Annotated in this window: 12 protein-coding genes; 7 read left to right on the top strand and 5 right to left on the bottom strand. The window is 72.4% G+C overall.

Going from position 1 to position 21,526, the window contains the following annotated elements; genetic code table 11:
- Positions 1-151: 151 nt before the first annotated feature.
- Positions 152-9,751, bottom strand: a complete 9,600-nt coding sequence (locus BL253_RS32065) for a hypothetical protein (protein WP_131831620.1) — start codon at positions 9,749-9,751, stop codon at positions 152-154.
- Between the two features lie 336 nt (positions 9,752-10,087).
- On the opposite strand from BL253_RS32065, the gene BL253_RS32070 reads away from it, so the two are divergent.
- From BL253_RS32070 to BL253_RS32080, 3 genes are read left to right on the top strand one after another with little or no spacing between them, the layout of a single operon-like run.
- Complete coding sequence (locus tag BL253_RS32070) at positions 10,088-11,071, top strand: hypothetical protein (protein WP_076821106.1); 984 nt, start codon at positions 10,088-10,090, stop codon at positions 11,069-11,071.
- 59 nt (positions 11,072-11,130) lie between these two features.
- Positions 11,131-11,427 (top strand): hypothetical protein, encoded by a 297-nt coding sequence (locus BL253_RS32075; protein WP_076821107.1) that lies wholly within the window; start codon positions 11,131-11,133, stop codon positions 11,425-11,427.
- Between the two features lie 56 nt (positions 11,428-11,483).
- Positions 11,484-11,792, top strand: coding sequence for a WXG100 family type VII secretion target (locus tag BL253_RS32080; protein ID WP_076821109.1), 309 nt, complete (start codon positions 11,484-11,486; stop codon positions 11,790-11,792).
- 65 nt (positions 11,793-11,857) lie between these two features.
- On the opposite strand, the gene BL253_RS32085 is transcribed toward BL253_RS32080, so the two are convergent.
- Both BL253_RS32085 and BL253_RS32090 read right to left on the bottom strand, forming a co-directional pair.
- The gene (locus BL253_RS32085; RefSeq protein WP_076821111.1) at positions 11,858-12,901 is read right to left on the bottom strand and encodes a lipase family protein; all 1,044 of its coding nucleotides are present in this window, start codon (positions 12,899-12,901) and stop codon (positions 11,858-11,860) included.
- Between the two features lie 154 nt (positions 12,902-13,055).
- The gene (locus tag BL253_RS32090) at positions 13,056-15,212 is read right to left on the bottom strand and encodes a GMC oxidoreductase (protein ID WP_198946488.1); all 2,157 of its coding nucleotides are present in this window, start codon (positions 15,210-15,212) and stop codon (positions 13,056-13,058) included.
- Between the two features lie 249 nt (positions 15,213-15,461).
- Here BL253_RS32090 and BL253_RS32095 point away from each other — a divergent pair, with 249 nt between their 5' ends.
- From BL253_RS32095 to BL253_RS32110, 4 genes are read left to right on the top strand one after another with little or no spacing between them, the layout of a single operon-like run.
- Complete coding sequence (locus BL253_RS32095; protein WP_241835328.1) at positions 15,462-17,228, top strand: GMC family oxidoreductase; 1,767 nt, start codon at positions 15,462-15,464, stop codon at positions 17,226-17,228.
- Entirely contained in the window at positions 17,225-18,454 is a 1,230-nt protein-coding gene (locus tag BL253_RS40665; RefSeq protein ID WP_076821112.1) for a collagen-like domain-containing protein, read from the top strand. The genes BL253_RS32095 and BL253_RS40665 overlap by 4 nt, the downstream gene beginning before the upstream one ends.
- Positions 18,455-18,485: 31 nt before the next feature.
- Positions 18,486-19,559, top strand: a complete 1,074-nt coding sequence (locus BL253_RS32105; protein WP_198946489.1) for an alpha/beta fold hydrolase — start codon at positions 18,486-18,488, stop codon at positions 19,557-19,559.
- A complete protein-coding gene (locus BL253_RS32110; RefSeq protein WP_096336134.1) occupies positions 19,556-20,449 on the top strand; it encodes an acetoacetate decarboxylase family protein in 894 nt (297 codons plus the stop codon). The genes BL253_RS32105 and BL253_RS32110 overlap by 4 nt, the downstream gene beginning before the upstream one ends.
- 23 nt (positions 20,450-20,472) lie before the next feature.
- On the opposite strand, the gene BL253_RS32115 is transcribed toward BL253_RS32110, so the two are convergent.
- Positions 20,473-21,069, bottom strand: coding sequence for a dihydrofolate reductase family protein (locus BL253_RS32115; RefSeq protein ID WP_076821114.1), 597 nt, complete (start codon positions 21,067-21,069; stop codon positions 20,473-20,475).
- Positions 21,070-21,078: 9 nt separating this feature from the next.
- Complete coding sequence (locus BL253_RS32120) at positions 21,079-21,471, bottom strand: pyridoxamine 5'-phosphate oxidase family protein (protein ID WP_076821116.1); 393 nt, start codon at positions 21,469-21,471, stop codon at positions 21,079-21,081.
- Between the last annotated feature and the right edge of the window lie 55 nt (positions 21,472-21,526).

Below are 21,526 nucleotides of genomic sequence, written 5' to 3' on the forward strand. Positions count from 1 at the left end.
CGACCACCACAGGGCCCAATCACCGATCAAGAACGGCGAGGGCTGTCCACTGGGGCGCCGAGGTGGTCGCGGTGGGGAGAGTCCAGGGAAGGGCGACAGTCGGCGCGGAACCCGCCGCGCGGGCGCTCGCCCTTCCCGGGCACTCCACCGGTCACGCCAGTAGCGCGAGCGCGGCCTCCACGTGCGGGTCGCCGCCCCCGGCGTCGGCCACGATGGGCCGGATCACCGGGTGCGGCCGGCCGGAAGGCGCCGACGTGGGGCTCGTCGTCGGGGTCGCGCCAGGCGGGGACGGTGCCGTCGGGGAGGTGCTGGACCCGGGCGTGGCGCCGGACGTGGGAGTCGGCGAGGGCGACGTCGGGGCTGGGCTCGACGTGGGCGTCGCACCTGGGCTCGACGTCGGGGTTGGACTCACCGTGGGTGTCGGGGCCGGGCTCGACGTGGGCGTCGGTGTCGGTGTCGAGCTCGACGTGGGAGTCGGGACAGGCGTCGGCGTTGTGGCGGGCTTCGGGGTCGGGTCGAGGTACCGGTCGTAGAGGTAGCGGCCGGCGAGGCGCTCGAAGGTGCGCTCCCCCAGGATGAAGCCGATGTCGGCCAGGCCACCGCGGTGGAAGAACCGGCCGGAGGAGTAAGCGTGGGCGCCGGTGCGCGCGAAGCCGATCGTGCCGCCGACCGCGAGCGAGCTCAGGGCGTAGGCCCCGCCCTCCCGCAGGGACTGGCTGACGTCGCCGTTCGACGTCACCAGGGCGACGCCGGTGTTGGCCAGGAACGAGATGGCCGGGCTCGCGAGCAGCGTCGACGTCGAGTAGTCGTAGGTGAGGGTCCGCCAGCGCGGCGGGTTCTCGTTGCCGGCCCACTCGTTCGACCAGTTCTTGTCCTGGTTGTACGGGTTGCGGGTGTAGTGCTTGCCGCCGTCGACGTTGGCCAGGCCGTCGCGGTATCCCTTGAGCGGCCCGGGTTCGTGCAGCGCCAACACGCCGCCCTTGAGCACGCTGTTGAGGCCCGCGCCCAGGAGGCCGCCGCGCAGGAACTCCTCCCAGGTCAGGTCCCGGTGCTCGGTGGCCTGGAAGTAGATCTCCTGGGAGACGGTGCGGGCCGCGAGGTCGACGGTGAACTCCTGCGCCCAGTCGAGCCCCAGCTTCGTCCACACCCGCCGCCGGACCGACATGAACTCACCGGCGAGCCCGTCCGTCGCGAGGAACTGGCGGCGGTTCGCCTCCCGCAGGTAACGGTTCACGCCGCGGAACTCGTTGGTCGCGCCACGGAAGTCGATCTCCCGACCGACGATCTCCGTCGGCTCGCCGCCCATCATCCGGCGCCGCCCCAGGGGGTCACGCTCATAGACCCGCCCACTCAGCGAGCGATGGCGCAGCAGCTTCCCGCTGGCGTCGGTCTCCCGCCACTGCTGGTGGAAGCTCTCGGTCTCCCGGAAGATCCCCGGCCGGTCCGCGAGCTCGACCCGCCGGCGGAGCACCGCGCCCAGGTCGAACTCGCGCCACTCCCCCCAGCCGGACGGCATGTCGAGCGGCCGGGGTGTGACGTACTCGCGGACGCGGCCGCCGGCCGACTCCCGAAGCACCCGCCCGTTCGCGTCGACGTCGCGCCAGTCGGCCGCGGCGCGGCCCGCCGGCGCCTCGGTGGGCCAGGGCACCGACGGGTCCGGGGAGCCCGGCGGCCGGAACTGGCGGGTGGCGGCGGAGTTGGCGACCTCGGCCCCGTCGGCGTCGTAGCGCGCCGAGTGCCAGACGCCGGCGTCGTCGCGGTAGGCCCGCAGCGTCGTGCCCGCGTCGAGCGAGCGCAGGTCGCGGACCAGCTGGAGGCTGCCGTCGGCGCCGACGGTGAAGTCGCGGTACGAGTCATCCCAGGCGCCGGTCCAGCGCTCGGCCCGGCCGCTCACCCGCAGCCCCGCCGTCCCGTCGGCGTGCTCCCACGCCCAGTCGGCCTTTCGCGGGTCGCCGTGCCCGCCCACGACGGCATGACCGCCCCCGCCAGGCCAGGCGTCGGACCTGGCCACGACCTGGCCCATCGTGTCGTGGGTGACCGAGACCGCGCCGGCGTCGCGCGGGAGGGGCCTGCCGTCCACGAGACGCGACGGATCGTGGGCCGGCCGGCCGCCGGGGGCGTAGGTGACGACGTCGCCGTTGTCGGCCGCGGTGTGGCGGACCACGACCGTGCGGTCGCCACCCGGCCCGCGCTCCGTCGCCGTGTCGACCCAGTGGTGGCCCCGCTCGGCGAAGTGTCGCTCGCCGGTCGCCACGACGTTCTTGTTCCCGTCGAGCTGGCGCCAGCTCAGCGTGCGGCCGCCCTCGCCGGGGACACCGCCGGCGACGGACTCCCAGGTGCCGTCGGCCCGGCGGCCGATCTCCACCGTGTGACCGTTGTCCAGCTTGAGCGTGCCACGGACGAAGTAGCCGTCGACGGTGTAGTCCGAGAACGACCCGTCCGGCCGGACGGTGCGCACGCCGGTGGCGGCCCGCTCGTCGACGACGAGACGGTCGCCGCCTGGCAGCCGCTCCGTCCAGCGGTACACCTGGAAACGGCTGTCCCCGCGCAGGAAGCCGGTGTTCGGGAAGTCGACCGCGCCGTAGTGGCCGAACCAGGAGAKCCGCGAGACCGTCCTGCTGCCCCGGCCGCCGAGGCTCTCCGGCGTCTTCCACAGCTGGTGGGGCGGGCGCTGCTCGGTGAAGCGGGTGAGCTGAAGGCCGTTGCCGTTCGCCAGCCGTTCGAGGGACGCGGTCTCCTTGTTCTGCGGGGAGAACTGGGTGTACGTGTCGCGCAGGTGGCCTGCGCTGTCCAGGTCGTGCTCGACGTAGTGGAAGGCGTCGCGCGTGCGGTGCATGAAGTAGCGGTACCGCTGCGCGACCTGGTCGGATCCGTCCACGTGGTCGACCCAGTCACCCAGCCGACCGTGCCAGTGCCGGACGCGCTCTCCCGAGAGCACCTCGCTGCCGGCACGGTCGTACCGGTGCCAGCGCCAGCCCTCGCCGGGGTGCCGGTCGGCGCGCACGATGCCGCCGTCGGACATGTGCAGGTACTCGCGCACCTTGAGGCCGAACGGGTTGACATCCCACCACATGCCGTCGATCTCGTCGAACCGGCGCATGCCCCGGCCGGCCAGGTCGCCGAACAGCCCGTTACCGAGCCGGTCCCACTGCAGCCAGTGCAGCCGCCCGCTGACGTCGCCGACGTGGCCGCCGCGCTCGGCGAACAGCTCGAGGTAGCGGTTACCGAGCCCCCTGTCGGCGGGCAGCGTCGCACGGATGTAGAACGTCGTCCCGTCCCTTCCGGCGAGGACGAGCTCCCCGGCCCGGCCGCGCGCGATCACGCCCTCGGCGCCGTAGGCGACGTCGCCACTCGGCCCGACCAGCCGCACGCCGTGCTCGTCGACCCGCGTCCACGTCCCGGCACCGTGGTCGATCTCGAACCGGGTGCCGTCCGGGCGGCCACGGCGGTCGAGCCAGCGCACCCGCTCGGACTCCAGCTGACCGCCGCGGTCGTAGACCCGGACGTCACCGTCGTGAGGACCGCCGGTCCTGTCGGTCACGCGGTACCGGTCGCCGTCCCGCGTGACGTCGACCTTGTCGACCGGCCGGCCGTTGCCGTCGTGGTAGCGCGGCGTCGACGCGCCGCCGCCCGGGTCCGGGTACTCGCGGATGTGCCCGTCGCCGAACGCGCGCAGGGGCCCACGGGGTGTGTGGCCGGCGCCGGCCATGGCCGGTCCCGTGGAGCCGCGTGCGCTGGCCGACGCCGTGGCGTGCCCCGGCGCGGAGGCCGAGCCGTGCGCCCCGGCCGGTACCGAGGGATGCGCCCCGCCCGGTGCCGAGCCGTGCGCCCCGCCCGGCGCCGAGGGATGCGTCCCGCCTGGCGCCGAGGGGTGCGCCGAGGTCGGCGGGTGCCCCGCGCCTGCCCCCGGAGCATGCGCGGACGTCGAGCCATGGCCGCCGGACGAGGGCTGGCTGTGCGCCTGTCCGGGCCTCGAACCGTGCCCGCCGGCCGGCGCCGGGCCATGCGCCTCCCCCGGCACCGAGCCATGGGTCGCCGGCGCCGGCGTGAGGTGCCGGAGGGGTTCGGGGCGCGCGGCCGGGTCGAGGTGCGGGGCCCTCGGGTGGCCCAGTGCCGCCGCGCGCCGGCGCAGCAGCGCGTCGCGCAGGTCGAACAGGCCGTCGCGCAGGTCGAACAGGGCGTCGAGCTGCACCGCGCCGGCGTCGCCGCGCATCGCCTCCATGCGTGGGAAGAACTCCTGGGCCCAGTCGCGGGCCGCCCGCATCCGCTCGACGCGCGTCGAGGCCGGGACGAACTCGCCTATCAGCCCGTCCGTCGCGAGCAGCTGCCCACGGCCCGGGCCCGCCGGGGACGGACCCCGGCCCGGGAGCCCACCGGACGGGCCGGACGGGCCGGGCTCGCGGCCGACGATCCGCGACCGCCCGAACGGGTCACGGTCCCAGATCCGCCCGGTCATCGACCGGTAGCGCAGCAGTCTCCCGTCGGGGTCGGTCTCCCGCCACTGGCCGTGCCCGTGCTCCGTCTCCCGGAACACGCCCGGCTCTGTCTCCCGGCGTTCGCGCAGCACCGTGCCCAGGTCGTGCTCGCGCCACTCGCCCCATCCGGACGGCGCGTCGACCGGTCGGGGCAGGCCGCGTTCCACGGAACGCCGCGCCTCTGGGTTGAGCAGGTCGTCCAGAGTCTCCCGCTCGTGCCAGCTGTACTCCAGGACGCGGCCGTCGGCGGACTCGCGGACGACCACCAGGCCGTCCTCCGTCGCCACGACGTCGCGCCAGTCGGCCGCCGCCCGGCCCGAGGGCGCGTCGGTCGCCCAGCGGTCGCCCGGCGCGAGACCGTCGTCGGCCCGCCTCCACTGGCGGGTGGCCACCCGCCCGGACTCCGCGACGCCGTCGGCGCCGAACCGCGCCGAGCGCCAGGTGCCGTCCGCCTCGCGGTAGGCCCGCAGCGTGGACCCGTCCTCCAGCGAGCGCAGGTCGCGGACCAGGCGGAGCTCGCCGTCGGCGCCGGCGACATAGTCGCGGTAGGACTCGTCCCAGGCGCCCGTCCACCGCTCGCCGCGTCCGCTGACCCGCGGACCGGTCGCGCCGTCGGCCTCCCACCTCCAGTCGCCCTGGCGAGGCTCGCCGTGCCCCCGGACCATCGACAGCCCGTCGTCCACCGCCCAGTGGTCGGTGCGGGCGACGACCTGGCCCATCGGGTCGCGGGTGACGGAGACCGCGCGGGGGTCCTGAGGATGCGGCCCGGGGTGGGTTCCGGGGTGGGTTCCGGTGGAGGGCGGCTCGTACCGGGGCCGGTCCCCGTGGGCGTAGGTGACGACGTCGCCGTCGCCCGTGGTGTGGCGGACGACCACTGTGCGCTCGCCGGCCGGCCCGGGTTCGGTCGCCGTGTCGACCCAGTGGCGGCCGTCGCCGGCGAAGTGCCGCTGGCCCGTCGCCAGCTCCGTCTCGCCGTCGAGCTCACGCCAGCGCAGCGGCGCGCGGCCGCCGTCGTCGCTCCAGCCGTCGAGGACCGACGCCCACCGGCCGTCGGCGTCGCGGCCGATCTCCAGGAGGTGGCCGTCGCCCAGCCGGTGCGTTCCGCGCACGAGATGGCCGCCGATGAAGTCCGAGAACGACCCGTCGGGCCCGACGACCCGGACGCCGCTGGCGAGGGCCTCGCCGCCGGCGGGCCGCTCCGTCCAGCGGAACACCTGGAAGCTGCCGTCGCCGCGCAGCCAGGCCGCGCTCGGGAAATCCACCGTCTGGTGCCGGATCCCGCCGGTGGCCCGGGCGACGAGCCGGTCGGCCTGCCGCTCCAGCTGCTCCGGGGTCGTGCCCGTGCCGCTGGGCGGCCGCCACTCGGCGACGTGCCGGATCTCCAGCTCGTGGCCCCCGGCCACGAACTCCAGCCGCTCGGTCATCGAGCCCCGCGCCGAGTACCGGGTGTACGCGTCGCCGACCCGGTGGTCGCGGGCCATGCTGTAGACCGAGTGGTCGATGGTCAGGTCGTGCTCGAGGTAGTGGAACGCGTTCCTGGGCGAGTTCGCCCAGCCGAAGTACCGCTGAGCGAACGCCCCCGAGTCGGCGTGCCGGTCGGCCCAGCCGCCCCAGGTCCAGTAGCGCCGCCCGTCCATGACCTCGATGCCGTCCTGGTAGCGGGTCCAGAACCACTGCCTCCGCGTGTACCAGTGTTCGCGCGAGCCGCTGTCCGCGCGGACGATGCCGCCGTCGTGCGTCTCGACGTAGGAGCGGACCTTCCGGCCGAGGCCGTCGACGTCCGACCACATGCCGTCGATGCCGCTCTCCACGCGCATGCCGCGATCGACCAGGCGACCTCCCAGCTCGCCGTAGTACAGCTCGCCGGGGCGCGCCAGCCCGCCGGGGCGCACGAAGTCCTCGGGGCGCATCGACTCGCGGATCTGCCGCAGGTCGCCGCCGCGCAGCAGCTCGTCGAGGCGCCGCTGGGCGCCGGGGAGCCGCTCCGGGGAGATGCGCTGCACATCCCCCGCTCGTTCCCACTCGAGCCAGTGCAGCCGCCCGCTGACGTCGCCGAGACGGCCACCGCGCTCGCCGAACAGCTCCAGCCAGCGGCTGTGCGCCACCTCCCCCTCCCAGTGATCGGGAAGCGAGGCGCGGACGTAGAAGACCGTCCGGTCGGCGTCGGCGTCTCCCCGGAGGATGAGCTCGCCCTGGCGGCCACGGTCCACGAAGCCCTGGGAGCCGTACGCCGCCCGGCCGTTCTCGCCGACGAGCTGGTCGCCGTGCGCGTCGAGGCGGGTCCAGCGCCCGGCCTGGTGGTCGATGTCGAACCAGGTGCCGTCGGGGCGGCCCCGACGGCCCAGCCAGCTCACCCGTTCGCGGGCGAGCCCACCGTCGAGGCTGTGCACCCGGTAGTCGCCGTCGTGCGGGCCGCCGGAGACGTCGGTGACGCGGTACCCGTCGTGGTCGCGCACGACGGCGAAGTCGTCCCGCGGCAGACCGAGGTCGGCGTGGCCGCGCGGGATCGCTTCGCCGGCGCCCGAATCCGGGGCCCCGTCCGCGCCGCGGCCCAGCGCCGTCAGGTCGGACTCGGCCTGGGCCAGGCGGGCCTCGGCGGCGCGCCTGCCGACCAGCGCGTCGAGGAGCGCGTCCGGGTCGTGCGCGCCGGTGACCAGCGCCGTGTCGAAGGCGGTGTGCGCCTGGGTGACCTGCGCGGCGGCCCGCTGGTGCGCCGCCACGGCGTCCGCCGCCTCGCCGGGACGGCCGTCCCCCGTCGCGGGCGCCGCCCGGTGCTGCTGCTGGGGTTGCGGATGCCAGCCGTCAGCCGCGGCCGTGTTCGCGGCCGTCATGGACCGCTCTGGCAGGTCGGCTCCGCTCGGCGCCCGGAACTCCGGGCGGACCGGGACGCCGACGAGGTCTGAGGCGCCGGCCCCCGTGGTGGCGGCCGTCTCGGCGCCGCGGGGCGCAGCGGCGGCGCCGGCGGTCTCCGGGCGGCGCGCCGCGGCGTCGAGACCGGCCTCCCCTCGGCCCGCGCTGGCCGAGTCCACCCGGTGCGAGGCCCCGGCCGACCCGACCGTCCCGGCCTCGTCGAGCGAGCCACCCGGCGCGCGCGCCGCCGGCTCGGCGAGCCCGTGCTCGGTGAGCCCATGGTCGGCGAGCGCGCGCTCGCCGGTCGGCGTACCCGGTGACGGCGCGGACGCCGTCCGGGCCGCGGCCGGATCGCCGTGAGCCCGGTCGAGCTCGCCGGCGGGGACGGTCCCCCCGTGCGCGCCGGGCAGGCCCTGGACGTCACGGGTGCCGGCCGGGCCGATCCGCACCTCGGCGCCGTCCACGGTGATCTCCCGGCTCACCGCCGAGCCTCGCGGCCCGGGCGCGGTGGCCGCCGGCGGCCGCGACGCCGCCGTGTCGACCGGGGAGGACCGAGGGGGCTCGGCGTGGGCGGTCGAGCCAGGTGCCGACAGCCGCGAGTCCGTGGCGGCGGTGTGCGCGGCCGACGTCGCCGGTTCGGCGTCGGTGAAGGTGAACGCGACGCGGTCACCCCCGCTCCGGGTCACGGCGACGGGCACGTCGCCCGTCAGGATCGCGCGCTGCTCGACCGGCCGGAAGCCGGCCAGCGAGTCACCCAGGTGCCCCGCCACCCGGGTGGAGCCGAGCAGGTCGACCATCCCGGTCGCCCGGGCCATGTGCGCCGGCGCGAACGCCGACAGCGCGCCCGCGTGGGCGGGCAGCGCTCCGGCGGCGGCGAGCCCGCCGGCGCCGGCGGCCATCGGGACCCCGGCCTGGTCCACCAGGCCCATGAACCCGCCCGTCATGCCGGCGTGCGGCAGGATCAGGCCGGAGGCGCTGGTCGTGTACGCGGCGGACGCGCCGGCCGGTTCGAACAGTCCAGACAGGCCCGGTTCGAAGTTGAGCCCGTGGCCGGACGCGCCGAACAGACCGGTGGAACCGAGCGGGCTGCTGGAACCGAACGCGTGGCTGCCGGGCAGGAACAGCCCATGATCCATCGCGGCGGCTCCCGACAGACCGACCGGGCCGTGCCCGCCGAACAGCGGATGCCCACCGAACGGCAGGAGGCCGGTGGACGGCGAGTAGACACCGGACGGCGGGTGGGCGCCGAGGCCACCGACGACGTGGGCCCCGCCCGCGATGCCGTCGACGACGTAGTGGGCCGGGTTCAGGTACTCCGGTATGCGCAGCCCGCGTCCCAGGACCGACAGCTTGAACGCGCCCCGCAGGCCGTAGACCCCGATCTCGTTGGCCTCCAGCGGCGTGAAGATCCGCAGCCACTTCCCATGGAGGAACTGGTTGCCGAAACCCGCCTTCAGGCTCTGCCACGGGCGCATCGCCGTCAGTGCCTGCCAGGGGTGCAGGGCCATCAGCGTCTTCGGCAGCTCGACGAGGGTGACGAAGCCGCGCAGGGCGAGCACCCAGGAGGCGTCGGCCGCCTTGCCGAGCACGGCGACGACGTCCCACGCCCTGCCCATCACGATCGGCAGCGTCATCGCCCGGGAGAAGTCCCAGGCGGTGATGGCCACCTTGCCCGCGCCCTTCACCAGCCCCAGCACACCCTCGCCGAGGGCCTTCCAGGTCTTGAGCGCCATCAGCGGCTTCGTCGTCGGCGCCACCGCCATCAGCAGGCCGAACAGCAGACCCCAGCCGTCCGTCTTGCCGGTGGCGTAGTCGACGACGGCCTTGACGGCGAGCACGGCGTTGAGCGCGAACGCGAGCAGGCCCAGCGGGCCGCCGACGACGATCGCGACCAGCGTGATGACGATCGCGACCTCGTTGAACGCGTCCCAGAACTGCTCACAGCCCGTCTTCGGCGAGACGATCGCCCGCGCGGCCGCCCGGATCGTCTCCGTCGCCGCCGACGCCGCCTTGCCCAGGTCCGCCTGCGCGTTGATGGCGTCCGTGCGCAGCCCCGCGAGCGCCGGATCGTCCGGCGTCAGTCCCTCGGCCCGCGAGTGCGCCGCGTCCGCACGACCCTGCGCGTCCCGCATCGCCCGGACATAACCACGAACAGCCGGCTCCGCCTGCTCGAACGCACTGTGCACACCGGCGATGAAATTGCGGATAGCCCCGTTGACCGTGTCCCGCAGATAGTCCGCGGTCTTCCCGACGAACGCGCCATCGCCCGTGCTCGCGACGACACTCGTCAACTGGTCGTGAACGGTCGTGGCCTGCCAGCGCATCTTCCACATGAAGTCCGCGACGCCCACAAGCGCGTCCGGATCACCCGGCGTCGGATCCCGATCCAGGTGGAGCCGCGACCAGTCAACCGGCCGTCCGCCCACCCGCGCCTCCCCACCGCCTCGGACCGAGGCCGCCCGCGACCAGGGCGGCCAGGATCCCGCCCTGGATCCTCGGGTTGGATCCGGTTCGCGACGCCGCTCCCGCGCCGCGAACCTCCACCCTCAATGGTCAACATGACCGGTTCGGCGGAGATTGATCGAATTTCTGATGAACCTCGGTCGATGAACCTCGGCGGTATCGCCCGCGTTGTATTGAATGGCGGTTGGCGCGGGCCGGGCACCGCGCGAGGAGGGGACGGGCCACATGCGGCTGCGGGATGTGCCGGCCTCCGATCGGCGTCGGCGACTGACTCGGGCCTCGCGGGCGGGTGGCTCGCCATGAGCCGGCCGGCGGACGGCGGGGGCAGTGGCCCTCCAGACCTGGTCATCGACTACTCGCTGCTGCACCGGCTCGCAGGCAACATGAAGACACTGCGTACGAACGTCGAGTCCGACCTGCGCCTGTCGGGTGGCATGACGGTCCCCAGCGAGGCCGGACCGGTGAGCACCGGGCACGTTGGCGACCCATACCTGTACGGCGCCCTCCTCGCCTTCTACCGGGCCACGCAGGGACCGTTCAGTGACGCGCTCGACGCGCTCGACCAGCTGTCCAACCTGTTCGGCGGCATCGCCGACGCGTACTTCAACGTCGACGCGGACCTGAAGTCCAGCGGCCTGGACACCCTGGCGCAGATGGCCGGCGGCGACTGGCAGTCGCAGCGGGCGGCCTACGACGACTACCTGAGACGCAAGGCCGACGGGACCTGGCCGGACGACCAGCCACCGCCGCCGAAGCCGGCGGACAAGCCGTCGGGGAACCCCGCGCCGGGCACCCAGGTGACCTACGACGACCAGGGCCGGGTCCTGACGCAGACGACGACCGTCACCACCTCGGACGGCCAGAGCTACACCAAGACGGTCACCTACGACTACGGCGACGGCAAAGGGTCCCCCGAGTACAGCGCCACGGTCACCTACGCCGGCGGCGAGACCATGACCCTCAACAAGCACAACAACGCGGACGGCTCCTACACGGTCACCAGCGTCTCGGACGGCAAGACGTCGACGTCGACGGTCATGCCCGGCGGAGCCGACGGCTCCTACACCCAGCGCGACGTCAACCCGGACGGCGCCGTCACCAACACCGTCGTCGGCGGCAACGAGTTCGGCGGCTACACGAAGACGGTCACCAACCCGGACGGCAGCAAGGACATCTACACCGGCGACCCGAACACGAACTCCTGGAGCCAGTCCGCGCACGTGGACCCCCCGGCCCCCGAACCCGCGGACAGCGACCCGAACCTGCAGTGGACCGGGCCGTAGCCCGCTCGCGTTCCCCGAACCGTTCCCGTTCCGTACCTCGAAACCTCGAAGGAGGCCCAGTGGCCGACATCAGTGTCAACTACGACGCCGCTCAGCTGGTGGCGGGCAGCCTCAACGGCGCCGTCGAGAACATCGTTCCGCAGCTCGTCGCGCTGCAGAGCGCGGTGACCGCCCTGCTGACCAGCGACGGCGGGCTGTGGATGCAGAAGTCCAGCCCGGTGCTGGCGCAGAACTACCAGACGTTCAACACCTCCGCGACGAACGCGGTGACGAGCATCAACAGCTTCGCGGCGCAGTTCAACGGCATCGTCACGAGCCTGCAGACGATGGACACCCAGCTGTCCGGCGCCAAGTAGCCGACAGCGACGGCGACACCGACCAGACCAGACCGACGACAGCGAGAGGCCGAATCGTGGCAGATATCCAGGTCGACTACGGACAGGTGAACGCGGTCGCCAACCAGCTCCAGACCCAGGGCGGCGACATCCAGGTCCAGCTGGGCGCGCTGCAGCGGCAGGTCGCCTCCCTGCTCACCCCCCAGGGCGGCCTGTGGATGGCCCTGTCCAGCCCCGTGCTGAGCGCCAACTACGACACCTTCAACACGTCGCTGACGCAGGTCATCGCCAGCATCGGCCAGTTCGYGACGACGTTCCAGACCATCGCCACGAACTTCCAGCAGATGGACCAGAGCATCGCCACCCCAGGCGCCTCGGACGGCTGAGCCGGTCCGTCCCGCTCCCGGACATCCCGGCCGGGCGGGCCGGCGTCGCCGACTTTCCCACCGGTTCAGTCGCCGTATTCGCTCCGGACTCCGGCCGGGGTGAGCGCCGAGACGTAGTGCTGCGGCAGATGGTCGTCGAGGGAGGCGTGGAAGGGCAGCTTGCGCAACACCTGGATCTGGTTGGCGAGCAGCGTGAGCGGGGCGCCGAGCAGGTTCTGCAGCCCGGTGAGCTGCTTCATGGGTTTCGGGTTGTGCCGCCAGCCCGCCGGGGCCAGGTACTGGTACTCCTGGCCAAAATGCTTGAACTTGCCGGACATGGCCGGTGGTATCTGCGGCGCCGCGTCATGCTGGTAGATGTAGCGGATCACGTTGCGGCCGAGGAACGGGTGCGCGTCGCAGGCGTCGGCGAACTGGGGCGTGCCGACCATGAGCTGCCCGATCGTGTAGACGGCGCGTAGCCTCGCCGCGATCAGCGCGTAGTCCGTTTCGGTCATCAGCATGACGGCCATCAGCGCCGCCATCGCCCCGCCAAGGCTGTGCCCGGTGATGTAAAGCGCCTCGAGCGGGTTGGGCATCCGGCCGCGGCCCGGCAGGACGGACTTGCCCTCGACGGCGCGCCGCAACGCGGCGATCACCTCATACCGAGTCGCCCGGACATTGCGATAATATCCCGCGTGGACGCCGTATTCCTGCGCGACGCCGGGCAGCGGTATCGATATCATGTCGGGCTGCATGTCGATGTTCGTGAACCATTCGATGATGTTGCCGGGCGATGTTCCCCGATAACACAGGACGACGACCCGGCCGTCTCGGCTCTGCACCAGGAACGAAGACGAGAAGATGAACATGGCGTCGACCGTCTGGGAGATCATGCGGCAGTGGTTGTCCTCCATTCCCAGCCGGGCCATGATCGTGGCCATCGTCGGGGCGTCCGAATACGCGTACGCGGCGCCCACCGCCATGACATAGGCGAGCGCCGGATCCGGGTGCACGGCCGCCGAGGCCAGCATGTCCGTCAGCTTGGGGTAGACCGGGAAGGTCCGGGTCTTGTTGGGTTTGAGCGGCCTAAGCTGCGCGTAGGGCGGAGCTATGGAATCCGTGACGAGCACCGTGACCTCCGAGAGTGTTCAGGGGATATGGGGGCGGACGAAGACGTCCCACAAGTTTCCGACGAACATCCTCTCGAATCTCGCGAGCGTCCCGGCCTGGCGGATCGGGTTTTTGGTGCCGGTGACACGGAACGTGGTCAGCTGACGCATGAAATCAGGCACGAGAATGTGGAGAACGCCGGTGGCGAGCACGTCGCCGTCGGGTTGGTGGCCCGCGCGGATGACCGTGTACAGCGTGGAGGTGGCGGGCCAGACGTCGAACATGCCGTGGTCGCGTACGTCCTTGAACCCGTCGAGAAGGTAGGGCTGGCCGTCGGCGCCGAAGAACGGCAGCGAGTACAGCATCAGGCGGGCGTCCGGGCCGTCGCCGGGGCTGAAGAGGTGGAACACACCGTTGCTGACGGCGGCGCCGGCGGGGCCGGTGAATCCCGCGACGTACACCGTTCCCGCGGCCACGGCCGGGTGCTGCGCGGAGGTGAGGAAGTCGTCGAGGCACGAGGTGGCGATGGTCAACGTGAACCGCGCCGCGGTACCGGCACGGCGGCCCTCGGCCTCGCCGCCGCGGTAGTCGTCCCACGGCCGGGGTGCCGCGGGTCACGTAGCCCCGCATGGTCTCGGTGAATCGCAGCCCGACCGCCGGACTGCTGGGCGGCGCGGTCCCGCCGGTCGGGATCACCAGCGCCGACACGGGGTCCGTGACGGGTGTGGCGAGCTCCCGTTCCGGCGCCCGCCAAGTGGGGTCGGACGTCAGCTTCCTGATCGCCGCCTCGATATTGCGCTCCGCGACCGCCGCGATCGTGTGGGAGGGGTTGACGCCGGTCGCGGCGGGAAGCGCGGCACCGTCGAGGACGTGGAGGCCGGGGTATCCGAACACCTCGCCGCCGCCGTCGACGACGCCGTGGGCGGGGTCGTCGGCCATCGTGGCGCCGCCGAGGTTGTGGACGGCGACCGGCAGCCGTAGGCGCTGCCACAGCGGGTTGAGCGTGAGCCGCCCGCCGAGTGCCTCGGCCACGTCCGCGCAGAATCGCTCCTCGGTGTCATAGAGCGGGAGGTTTCCCGGGACGTCCCAGGTCACCCGCAGGTCGTGGGTGACGGGCATCAGCTCGACGCGGCCGTCGGCCCGGTCCCGTCCCATGACGAGGAACACGGCGCTGTCGGCGTCGGCGGCGACGACGCCCTCGGAGGCGATCCTCTTCTCCGCGAGCTCACGGATCTCACGCGCGACGTCCTCCCACACCCGCGCCGAGTCCATGGCCTGTCCGCCGCGATGGCCCAGCGCCTGTACCAGGCCGGCGATCTCGCGCGGGAAACCACCTTCCTGGAATATGAACCACTTGCGGTCCTCGCCCGCGCCCCGGTCATACACGATGCCGGTCGTGATGGTCGGCCCGTCCCACGGCTCGAACGGGCTTTCCGTGTCCATGGCGAAGGCGAGGAAGTCACCGTTGGCCGAATATCCGTGACCGAGCCTGTTGGAGACCGCGGGCAGGGACCGGTACTGGTCGCGGCAGCGCAGCAGCAGCTCGGTGGAGTTCACCGCCCCCGCACACAGGAAGACCGCGGGCGCCCGCACGCGCCTGTCCTGCCTGGCGACGTGATCACGGTAGCGGATCTCGTAGCTGTCGCCGTCGTAGTCCAGACGCAGCACCTCGCACTGGGTACCGACGTCCGCGCCCCGCTGCTCGGCGACGGCGAGATAGTTGAGGTCGAGGGTGTTCTTCGCCCGGTAGTTGCAGCCGATGTCGCATTCCCCGCAGTGCCGGCAGCCCTCCTGCGCGACCCCGAACTTGTTGAGATGCTCCTGTCTCGGCTCCTTGAAGCTCACCGCGAGGTTCGGATAGCAGAACTGGGCCGACCGGCCGAGYCGGTCGGCGGCCTCGCGCATCAGCCGCGTTTTCGGCGGCAGGCCGAGCGGCTGGTCCTCCCGGATCGGGGTGATATCCAGCATGTAGGCCACGAGGTCGTAGTACGGGTCGAGAGCCGCCCGGCTGTACCCGGCCGGCCAACCCGTCCGGAATCCGTCCGACGGCACCCGGAGGTGCACATTCGCGTACAGGTGGGACCCCCCGCCGTACGCGGCGCCCTGGACCACCGTCACCTCGTTGACGGGACGGACGTCGAAGAGGCCCTGCCCGTGCTGCCACACCCAGCCGTTCAGCGGGTCGTGCCAGTCCCGCGGAAACCCACCACGGGCGTACCGCCGTCCCCTTTCCAGGACTCCGACCGCCAGCCCGGCCTGGGCCAGACGGCACGCGGCGACGGCTCCGCCGAACCCGCTGCCCACGACCACCGCGTCGTAGCTGTCAAGCATGGGCCCTCCGCTGCTTCCTCGACCGCACCCGGCACAACGCCGCGATCCAGGTATTCATCCTGGCAGGCGACGGAGAACTGTCGCCGAACCGACGCGCGGACATAGCGCATGGCCGTGGCCGACGCTTGTGTACCTCCGCTCGAGTAGCTTTACTACCCGCAAGCGCCAGGCCTGGTGGGCGTTCCAAGACGGGCTGGAAATGCCGTGGGGGGGTCAGTGGCTGCCAGACACGAGCATGCCGATGTCGTCGTGGTCGGTTCCGGATTCGGCGGCTCTGTCACCGCTTTCCGTTTCGCGGCCGCCGGCCAGCGCGTGATTCTGCTGGAACGCGGCAGGTCCTATCCACCGGGTTCTTTCGCCCGGACACCGACAGATATGTCCAACAACTTCTGGGATCCGAGCAAGGGGCGGCACGGCCTGTTCGACGTCTGGTCGTTCCGGGATTTCGAGGCGGTGGTGTCGAGCGGTCTCGGGGGCGGTTCGCTCATCTACGCCAACGTCCTGCTACGCAAGGACGAGCGCTGGTTCGTGCGGGACGCCCCCGCCGGCGAGGGCCACGAGAGCTGGCCCGTCACCCGGGACGACCTGGAACCGCACTACGACGCGGTCGAACGCATGCTCGCCCCGCAGCGTTTCCCCCAGGGCGAGCCCGGATACGAGGCCGCGCGGCGGGCCGAACTGCTCGAACAGGCCGGCCAGGCCCTCGGCTGGAGCGCTGACCAGCCGCCGCTGGCGGTGACGTTCGCGGCCGGCGACGGCCCCCCGATCCCGGGCGCGCCGATCCCCACCCCGGTCTACGGGAACTACCACGGCAAGCCTCGGATCACCTGCGTGCTGTGCGGCGAATGCGACCTCGGCTGCAACTTCGGCAGCAAGAACACCCTCGACCACAACTACCTGTCGGCGGCCCAGCGACACGGCGCCGACATCCGCACCCAGCACGAGGTACGGACCATCACGCCGCGCGACGGCGGAGGCTACGCGGTCGGCTACGTCGTGCACGACCCCGGCACGCCCCGGGCCACCGTCGACCTGCCGACCCGCATCGTCACGTGCGACAGGCTGGTCCTGGCCGCGGGCACGTTCGGTACCACCTACCTGCTCCTGCGCAACCGGTCGGCGCTGCCGGGACTGTCCCGGCGGCTCGGCCGGCGGTTCTGCGGCAACGGCGACCTGCTCGGGTTCATCCGCGACGTCCCCGGGCTCCCGTTGGGGTCGTCGAGGGCCCCGGTCATCACGTCCTACGTCCGGGTGCCCGACGCCCTCGACCACGTCGCCGGCACCGGCACCGGCACCGGCACCGGCGGCAACGGCGGCCGTCCGCCGTCGACCGCGACCGGACGCGGGGTCTACATCGAGGACGCCGGCTATCCGGCCGTCGCGGAGTGGCTGCTCGAAGCCACCCAGGTGAACAGCACGGCGCGCCGGCTCGCTCACACCGCCGCGGCCCTGGTGCTGTCCCGGCTGCGCTGGGCGCCGACTCGCCGGATCAGCGCCATCATCGGGAACCTACTCGGCCCGGGTGCGGTGTCGGCCGGGGCGATGCCGCTGCTCGGCATGGGCCGGGATCTGCCCCTGGGCGTCATGTCCGTGCGCGGCGACTACCTACAGGTCGACGGGTACCCGGCCGGGAACTGGCCGTACTTCGATGGTCTGCGCGAGGCGATGGAGAGCCTGGCCGAGCAGCTCGGCGGCCGGTTCGTCGACAACCCGATGACCTGGCTGTCCCGGGTGGTGACGGTGCACCCGTTGGGCGGAGCGTCGATGGGGGACGACGTCGAATCCGGGGTAGTCGACAGCTATGGCGAGGTGTTCGGCCATCCCGGGCTGTACGTGGCTGACGGTGCCGCGATGCCCGGTCCGGTCGGCGCGAATCCGTCGATGACCATCGCGGCGTTCGCTGACCGGCTCGCCGAGCACGCCCTGAGCGTCCCCGCGACCAGCACGGTCCCGACCACGCCGTCGATACCGGCGGCCCGACGGACGCGCGGCGTCCAGAGAGCGAGCATGTCGTGACCACCCGCTCGATCAGTACGAACGGCCAGACGACCACAGGCCGCCCGGCGTCGACCAGCCCGCGGCGCAGGACCGCTCCGATCAGCACGACTGCCCCGACCGGCAAGGCCGGCCCGCCAAGCAGGGCCAGCACAACCGGCAAGACCGGCGGGTCGGCCCCAGCGAGCACCACGGGCAGGACCGGCAAGACCGGCCCGGCCAGCACGACCAGCAAGACCAGCAGGACAGGCCCGGCCAGCACGACCAGCAAGACCAGCAGGACAGGCCCGGCCAGCACGACCAGCAAGACCGGCGGGACGGGCCCGGCAGGCAGGGCCAGCACGACCGGCAGGACCGGCCCGGCGAGCAGGGCCAAGGGGAACGGCAAGGCCGGCCCGGCAAGCGGGAGCGGTCGGCCGAGCAGGACCGGTTCGGCGAGGCTGGCCGGTCCGGTCAGCTCGCGGGGCCGGGCCGACGCGGTCGCCGTCCGGTTCACCGAGACGATGCGCGGCTTCTTCACCTTCGACGAGACCGACCCGCGACGAGGCTACGAGCAGGGCCGGGCCGACGGGACGCGGCTGTTGTTCCGGCTCACCATCGGAACCGACGACGTCGACGCGTTCGTAGCGGATCCCCGGCACCAGGCCGTCGCGAACGGTCATGTCGACTGCGACGCGCTCGGCGGTCCGCGGCCGGTCGCCGACGGCGAGTTCAACCTGTTCGTCGCCGACGGCGGCGGCGCCTCCGACGGCGGCGGCGCCGGGGCCCCGCGGGGGTCACGGAAACGGCGGATGATCTACCGGCTGCCGTTCGCCGACGCCGCCGGCCATCCGCTCACCCTCAGGGGTCACAAGCTGATCCAGGACGACGGGGTGGTGCATCTGTGGCGCGACACCACGACCCTCTACACCCGGGTCTACGCCGGTCACGTCGGTCTCGGACCGGGCGTCGACCCGCTGGCCGAACCGGACGCGCGGGTCGTCGGGGCCGGGATTCTGGTGATCCCTCCGCTCGACTTCCTCCGCCAGCTCACGACGTTCCGGACCGACCCGGCCGGCCTCGACGGACTGGCCGGCCTGACCAGATTCGCCAAGTTCTTCCTCGGTGAGCTCTGGCGGGTCTACGTCCCGTCTCCCGGTCGGCCAGCCCCTGGCGACACCCCGCCGGAAGGCTCGACGCCGCCAGATGCCGTGCCCAGCCCGGCGGCGTCGCGACGAGCTGGCCACCCGCACCCCGTCCGGGCCTGACCGAGCCTCGCGGACAAGACAGGAGCTCGACGTGGCCGCCGCCACGCCCAATCCGGTCGTGCCGACCGTTCCGATCGTGCCGACCGTCGACGAGGTCGTCGAGGTGACCGCGTCCGACGGACTACCGCTGAACCTCGTCCATCCACGACGGGAACAGCCGCCGACGCGAGGGCCGGTGATACTCGTTCACGGCGCGGGTGTGAACGGGAACGTCTTCCGGCCCCCGACGCGCCGCACGCTGGTCGACGTTCTGCTCGACGCCGGCCACGACGTGTGGCTGGCGAACTGGCGGGCCAGCATCGACCTGCCCCCGACGGACTGGACCCTGGACCAGGCCGCCGTCCACGACCATCCGGCGCTCGTGAAAGCGGTTCTCGAGCTGACCGGCCGGGACAGCTGCCAGGCGGTCGTGCACTGCCAGGGCTCGACCAGCTTCATGATGTCGGCCGCGGCCGGGCTCGTGCCCGAGGTGACGACGGTCGTCGCGAACGCGGTGGCGCTGCACCCCGTCATCCCCCGGTGGTCCAGGTTCAAGATCTCCAGGCTGGCGCCGCCGGTCTCGCTGGTACTCGACGGCATCGACCCGAGGTGGGGGGACGGCGCGCCGCGGCTGGTCGAGGCGGCCCTCGTCCGTGTCGTCCAGACGTTCCACCATGAATGCGACAACGCGGTCTGCCACATGGTCAGCTTCACGTACGGAGCGGGATTCCCGGCGCTGTGGCGGCACGAGAACCTCAACAGCGACACGCACGCGTGGGTCAGGACCGAGTTCGGCCGGGTACCGATGACGTTCTTCGCCCAGATGGCCCGGTGCGTGGCCGCCGGGACGTTGGTGAGCGTCGACGGGTTCGCCGAGCTGCCGGCCGTGTTCGGCGTGGAGCCGCCGACGACCTCCACCCGGTTCGTGTTCCTGCGCGGGCTACGCAACAGGTGCTTCCTGCCGGAGTCAATGCGACGGACGTACGCCTACTTCCAGGAGCACCAGCCGGGCCGGCACCGGCAGTACGCCCTCCGGGACTACAGCCACCTCGACGTCTTCATGGGCCGCCGGGCCGCCGTCGACGTGTTTCCGATCATCGCCCGTGAACTGGAGGAGTCAGCGTGATTCTCACGCCGCCGCGGGACCGCCGCCTCATGGGCCGGCACGCACTCGTCGACGGGATCCCGTTCGTCATGCCGGTGAGCTCCCGGACCAGCCCGGCGCTGATGGCGGCCTTCCCGCTCGACGCCGGGGCCGCGGCGAACCTGATGCCCGGCGGGATCCACCCGCTGCGGCTGCCAAACGGGCGCGGGATGCTCGTCGTCACCGTCATCTACTACCGCGACACCACCATCGGCACCTACATCGAGTTCTCGGTCGCCATCGCCTGCACCCACGGGCGCAGACCGGTCCCGAGGCTGCTGCCCGGGCTGGCCTTCCTTCCCGACCTCGCGCTCTCCCAGTACGTGGTCGACCTGCCGGTGAGCACGCTGATCTCGGTGAAAGGCGGCAAGGGCATCTGGGGAATGCCCAAGCACCAGGCGAACCTGGACTTCGAGGTCGAGGACGGCGTCATCTCGAGCCAGTACGACGTCGACGGCGAGCTGGGTGTCCGGATCGAGATCGACCATCCCGGCGGACCGCGGCTGCCGCTGCGGGGGGCCGGGGTGAACTACTGCACGTTCCGCGGCATGCTGATGAAGTCGAGGCTCCGTTTCGCCTCACCGGCCCATGTGGGTCTGTTCCGGCGTGCCCGGGCCCGACTCTACATCGGCTACGGGCCACGGGTGCGGCAGCTGCGATCGCTCGGTGTCTCCGGGACGCCGTTGTTCACCGCCTATCTACCCGACAGCGGCGGCGTGCTGGACGACCATATCGAGTCCTGGTTCCTCACCTCCCCGGACCCGATCACCGTCCGCCCGGAGGGCATGGAGTCCGTCGTCGACCTCGAACCGTCCCAGGAATGGCCCAAGCCGCCGAGCGCCCTGTACGGGCCAGAGCAGAGAGTGCTCTGACCGCCAGGAGGTCCAAGGACCGGTCAGCGCTTGACCGTGTAGCGCAGATGCAGCACCCGGTCGCCGTGGACCACCTGGTCGGGATCGTCGAGGAGCACCGCGCCGGCATGGCTGCCGAAGAAACGCACGCCCTCGCCCAGGACCACCGGGGCGACATCCATCGCGACCTCGTCGACCAGCCCGGCCGAGAACGCCTGCCCGCCGAGGTCGCCGGCGGTCACACAGACGAGACCGTCGCCCGCGAGTCTCTTGGCGAGCGCGATGCCCACCTCGACCGAGCCTGCGGTGTGGAACGGTGCGTCCGGGTGGGCGGCGAGCCATTCCTGGGGCAGGGGCCGGTGAGTGACGACGACCAGCTGGTCGCCCGCGGCGGGGTTGCCGTCCCAGCCGTTCGTGGTGTCGAACAGGTGGCGGCCGATCACCGTGACCTTGACGGCGTCCCAGAAGGGCTGGACGTGGTCGGCCGAGGCCCGGGAGACATGGAACGTCCAGCCGCTCGCCCGGGCGGACAGCTCTGTGTCGCCGTTGAAGTACCAGTCGAACAGCGGCCCGACCGAGTCGTCGGGATAGGCGATGTAACCGTCCACCGACACGACCGCCTGCATGACCACCCTGGCCATCTCCGCTCCTCAGCCGAACGTCGGAACGGCCACGTGCGCCGGTTCCACCAGGAACGCCTGGCGTTCCTCGCGCCGCGGGTACGGGCCGCCGGTGTACTTGGCGAAGATACGGTCGACGATCTCCCAGCCCGCGGCGCCGCCGACACGCCTCACGACACGGCCGCGGACGAGCGCACTGCGGACCAGGTTCTCCCGGTCGGTCACGGAGATCGCGACGCGGTCGTCCGCGAGAAGATTGCGGCCCTTGCGCGAGTCGGGTGACGTGAAGAACGCGAGATAGTCGCCTTCGATGTCAACCATCACCGGAACGGAATGCGGTCCGCCATCAGGCAGGAGCGTCGCTATGTGGGCGATGTTCGGCCCGGTGAAGAGGTCGCGCGCCCGGTCGTTGAGCACGGTCATGCCGAGTCCCCTGTTCGGTGGGTGTRCCAGTCCGTCGGTGTCTGGTCCGGAGTGG

It is taken from the genome of Pseudofrankia asymbiotica (assembly GCF_001983105.1).
GTDB lineage: Bacteria > Actinomycetota > Actinomycetes > Frankiales > Frankiaceae > Pseudofrankia > Pseudofrankia asymbiotica.

Excerpts from the sequence above, each read along its gene's own strand:
- BL253_RS32115 (WP_076821114.1), bottom strand. The coding sequence starts at position 21,069 with ATGGCCAGGGTGGTCATGCAGGCGGTCGTGTCGGTGGACGGTTACATC.
- BL253_RS32070 (WP_076821106.1), top strand. The coding sequence starts at position 10,088 with ATGAGCCGGCCGGCGGACGGCGGGGGCAGTGGCCCTCCAGACCTGGTC.
- BL253_RS32120 (WP_076821116.1), bottom strand. The coding sequence starts at position 21,471 with ATGACCGTGCTCAACGACCGGGCGCGCGACCTCTTCACCGGGCCGAAC.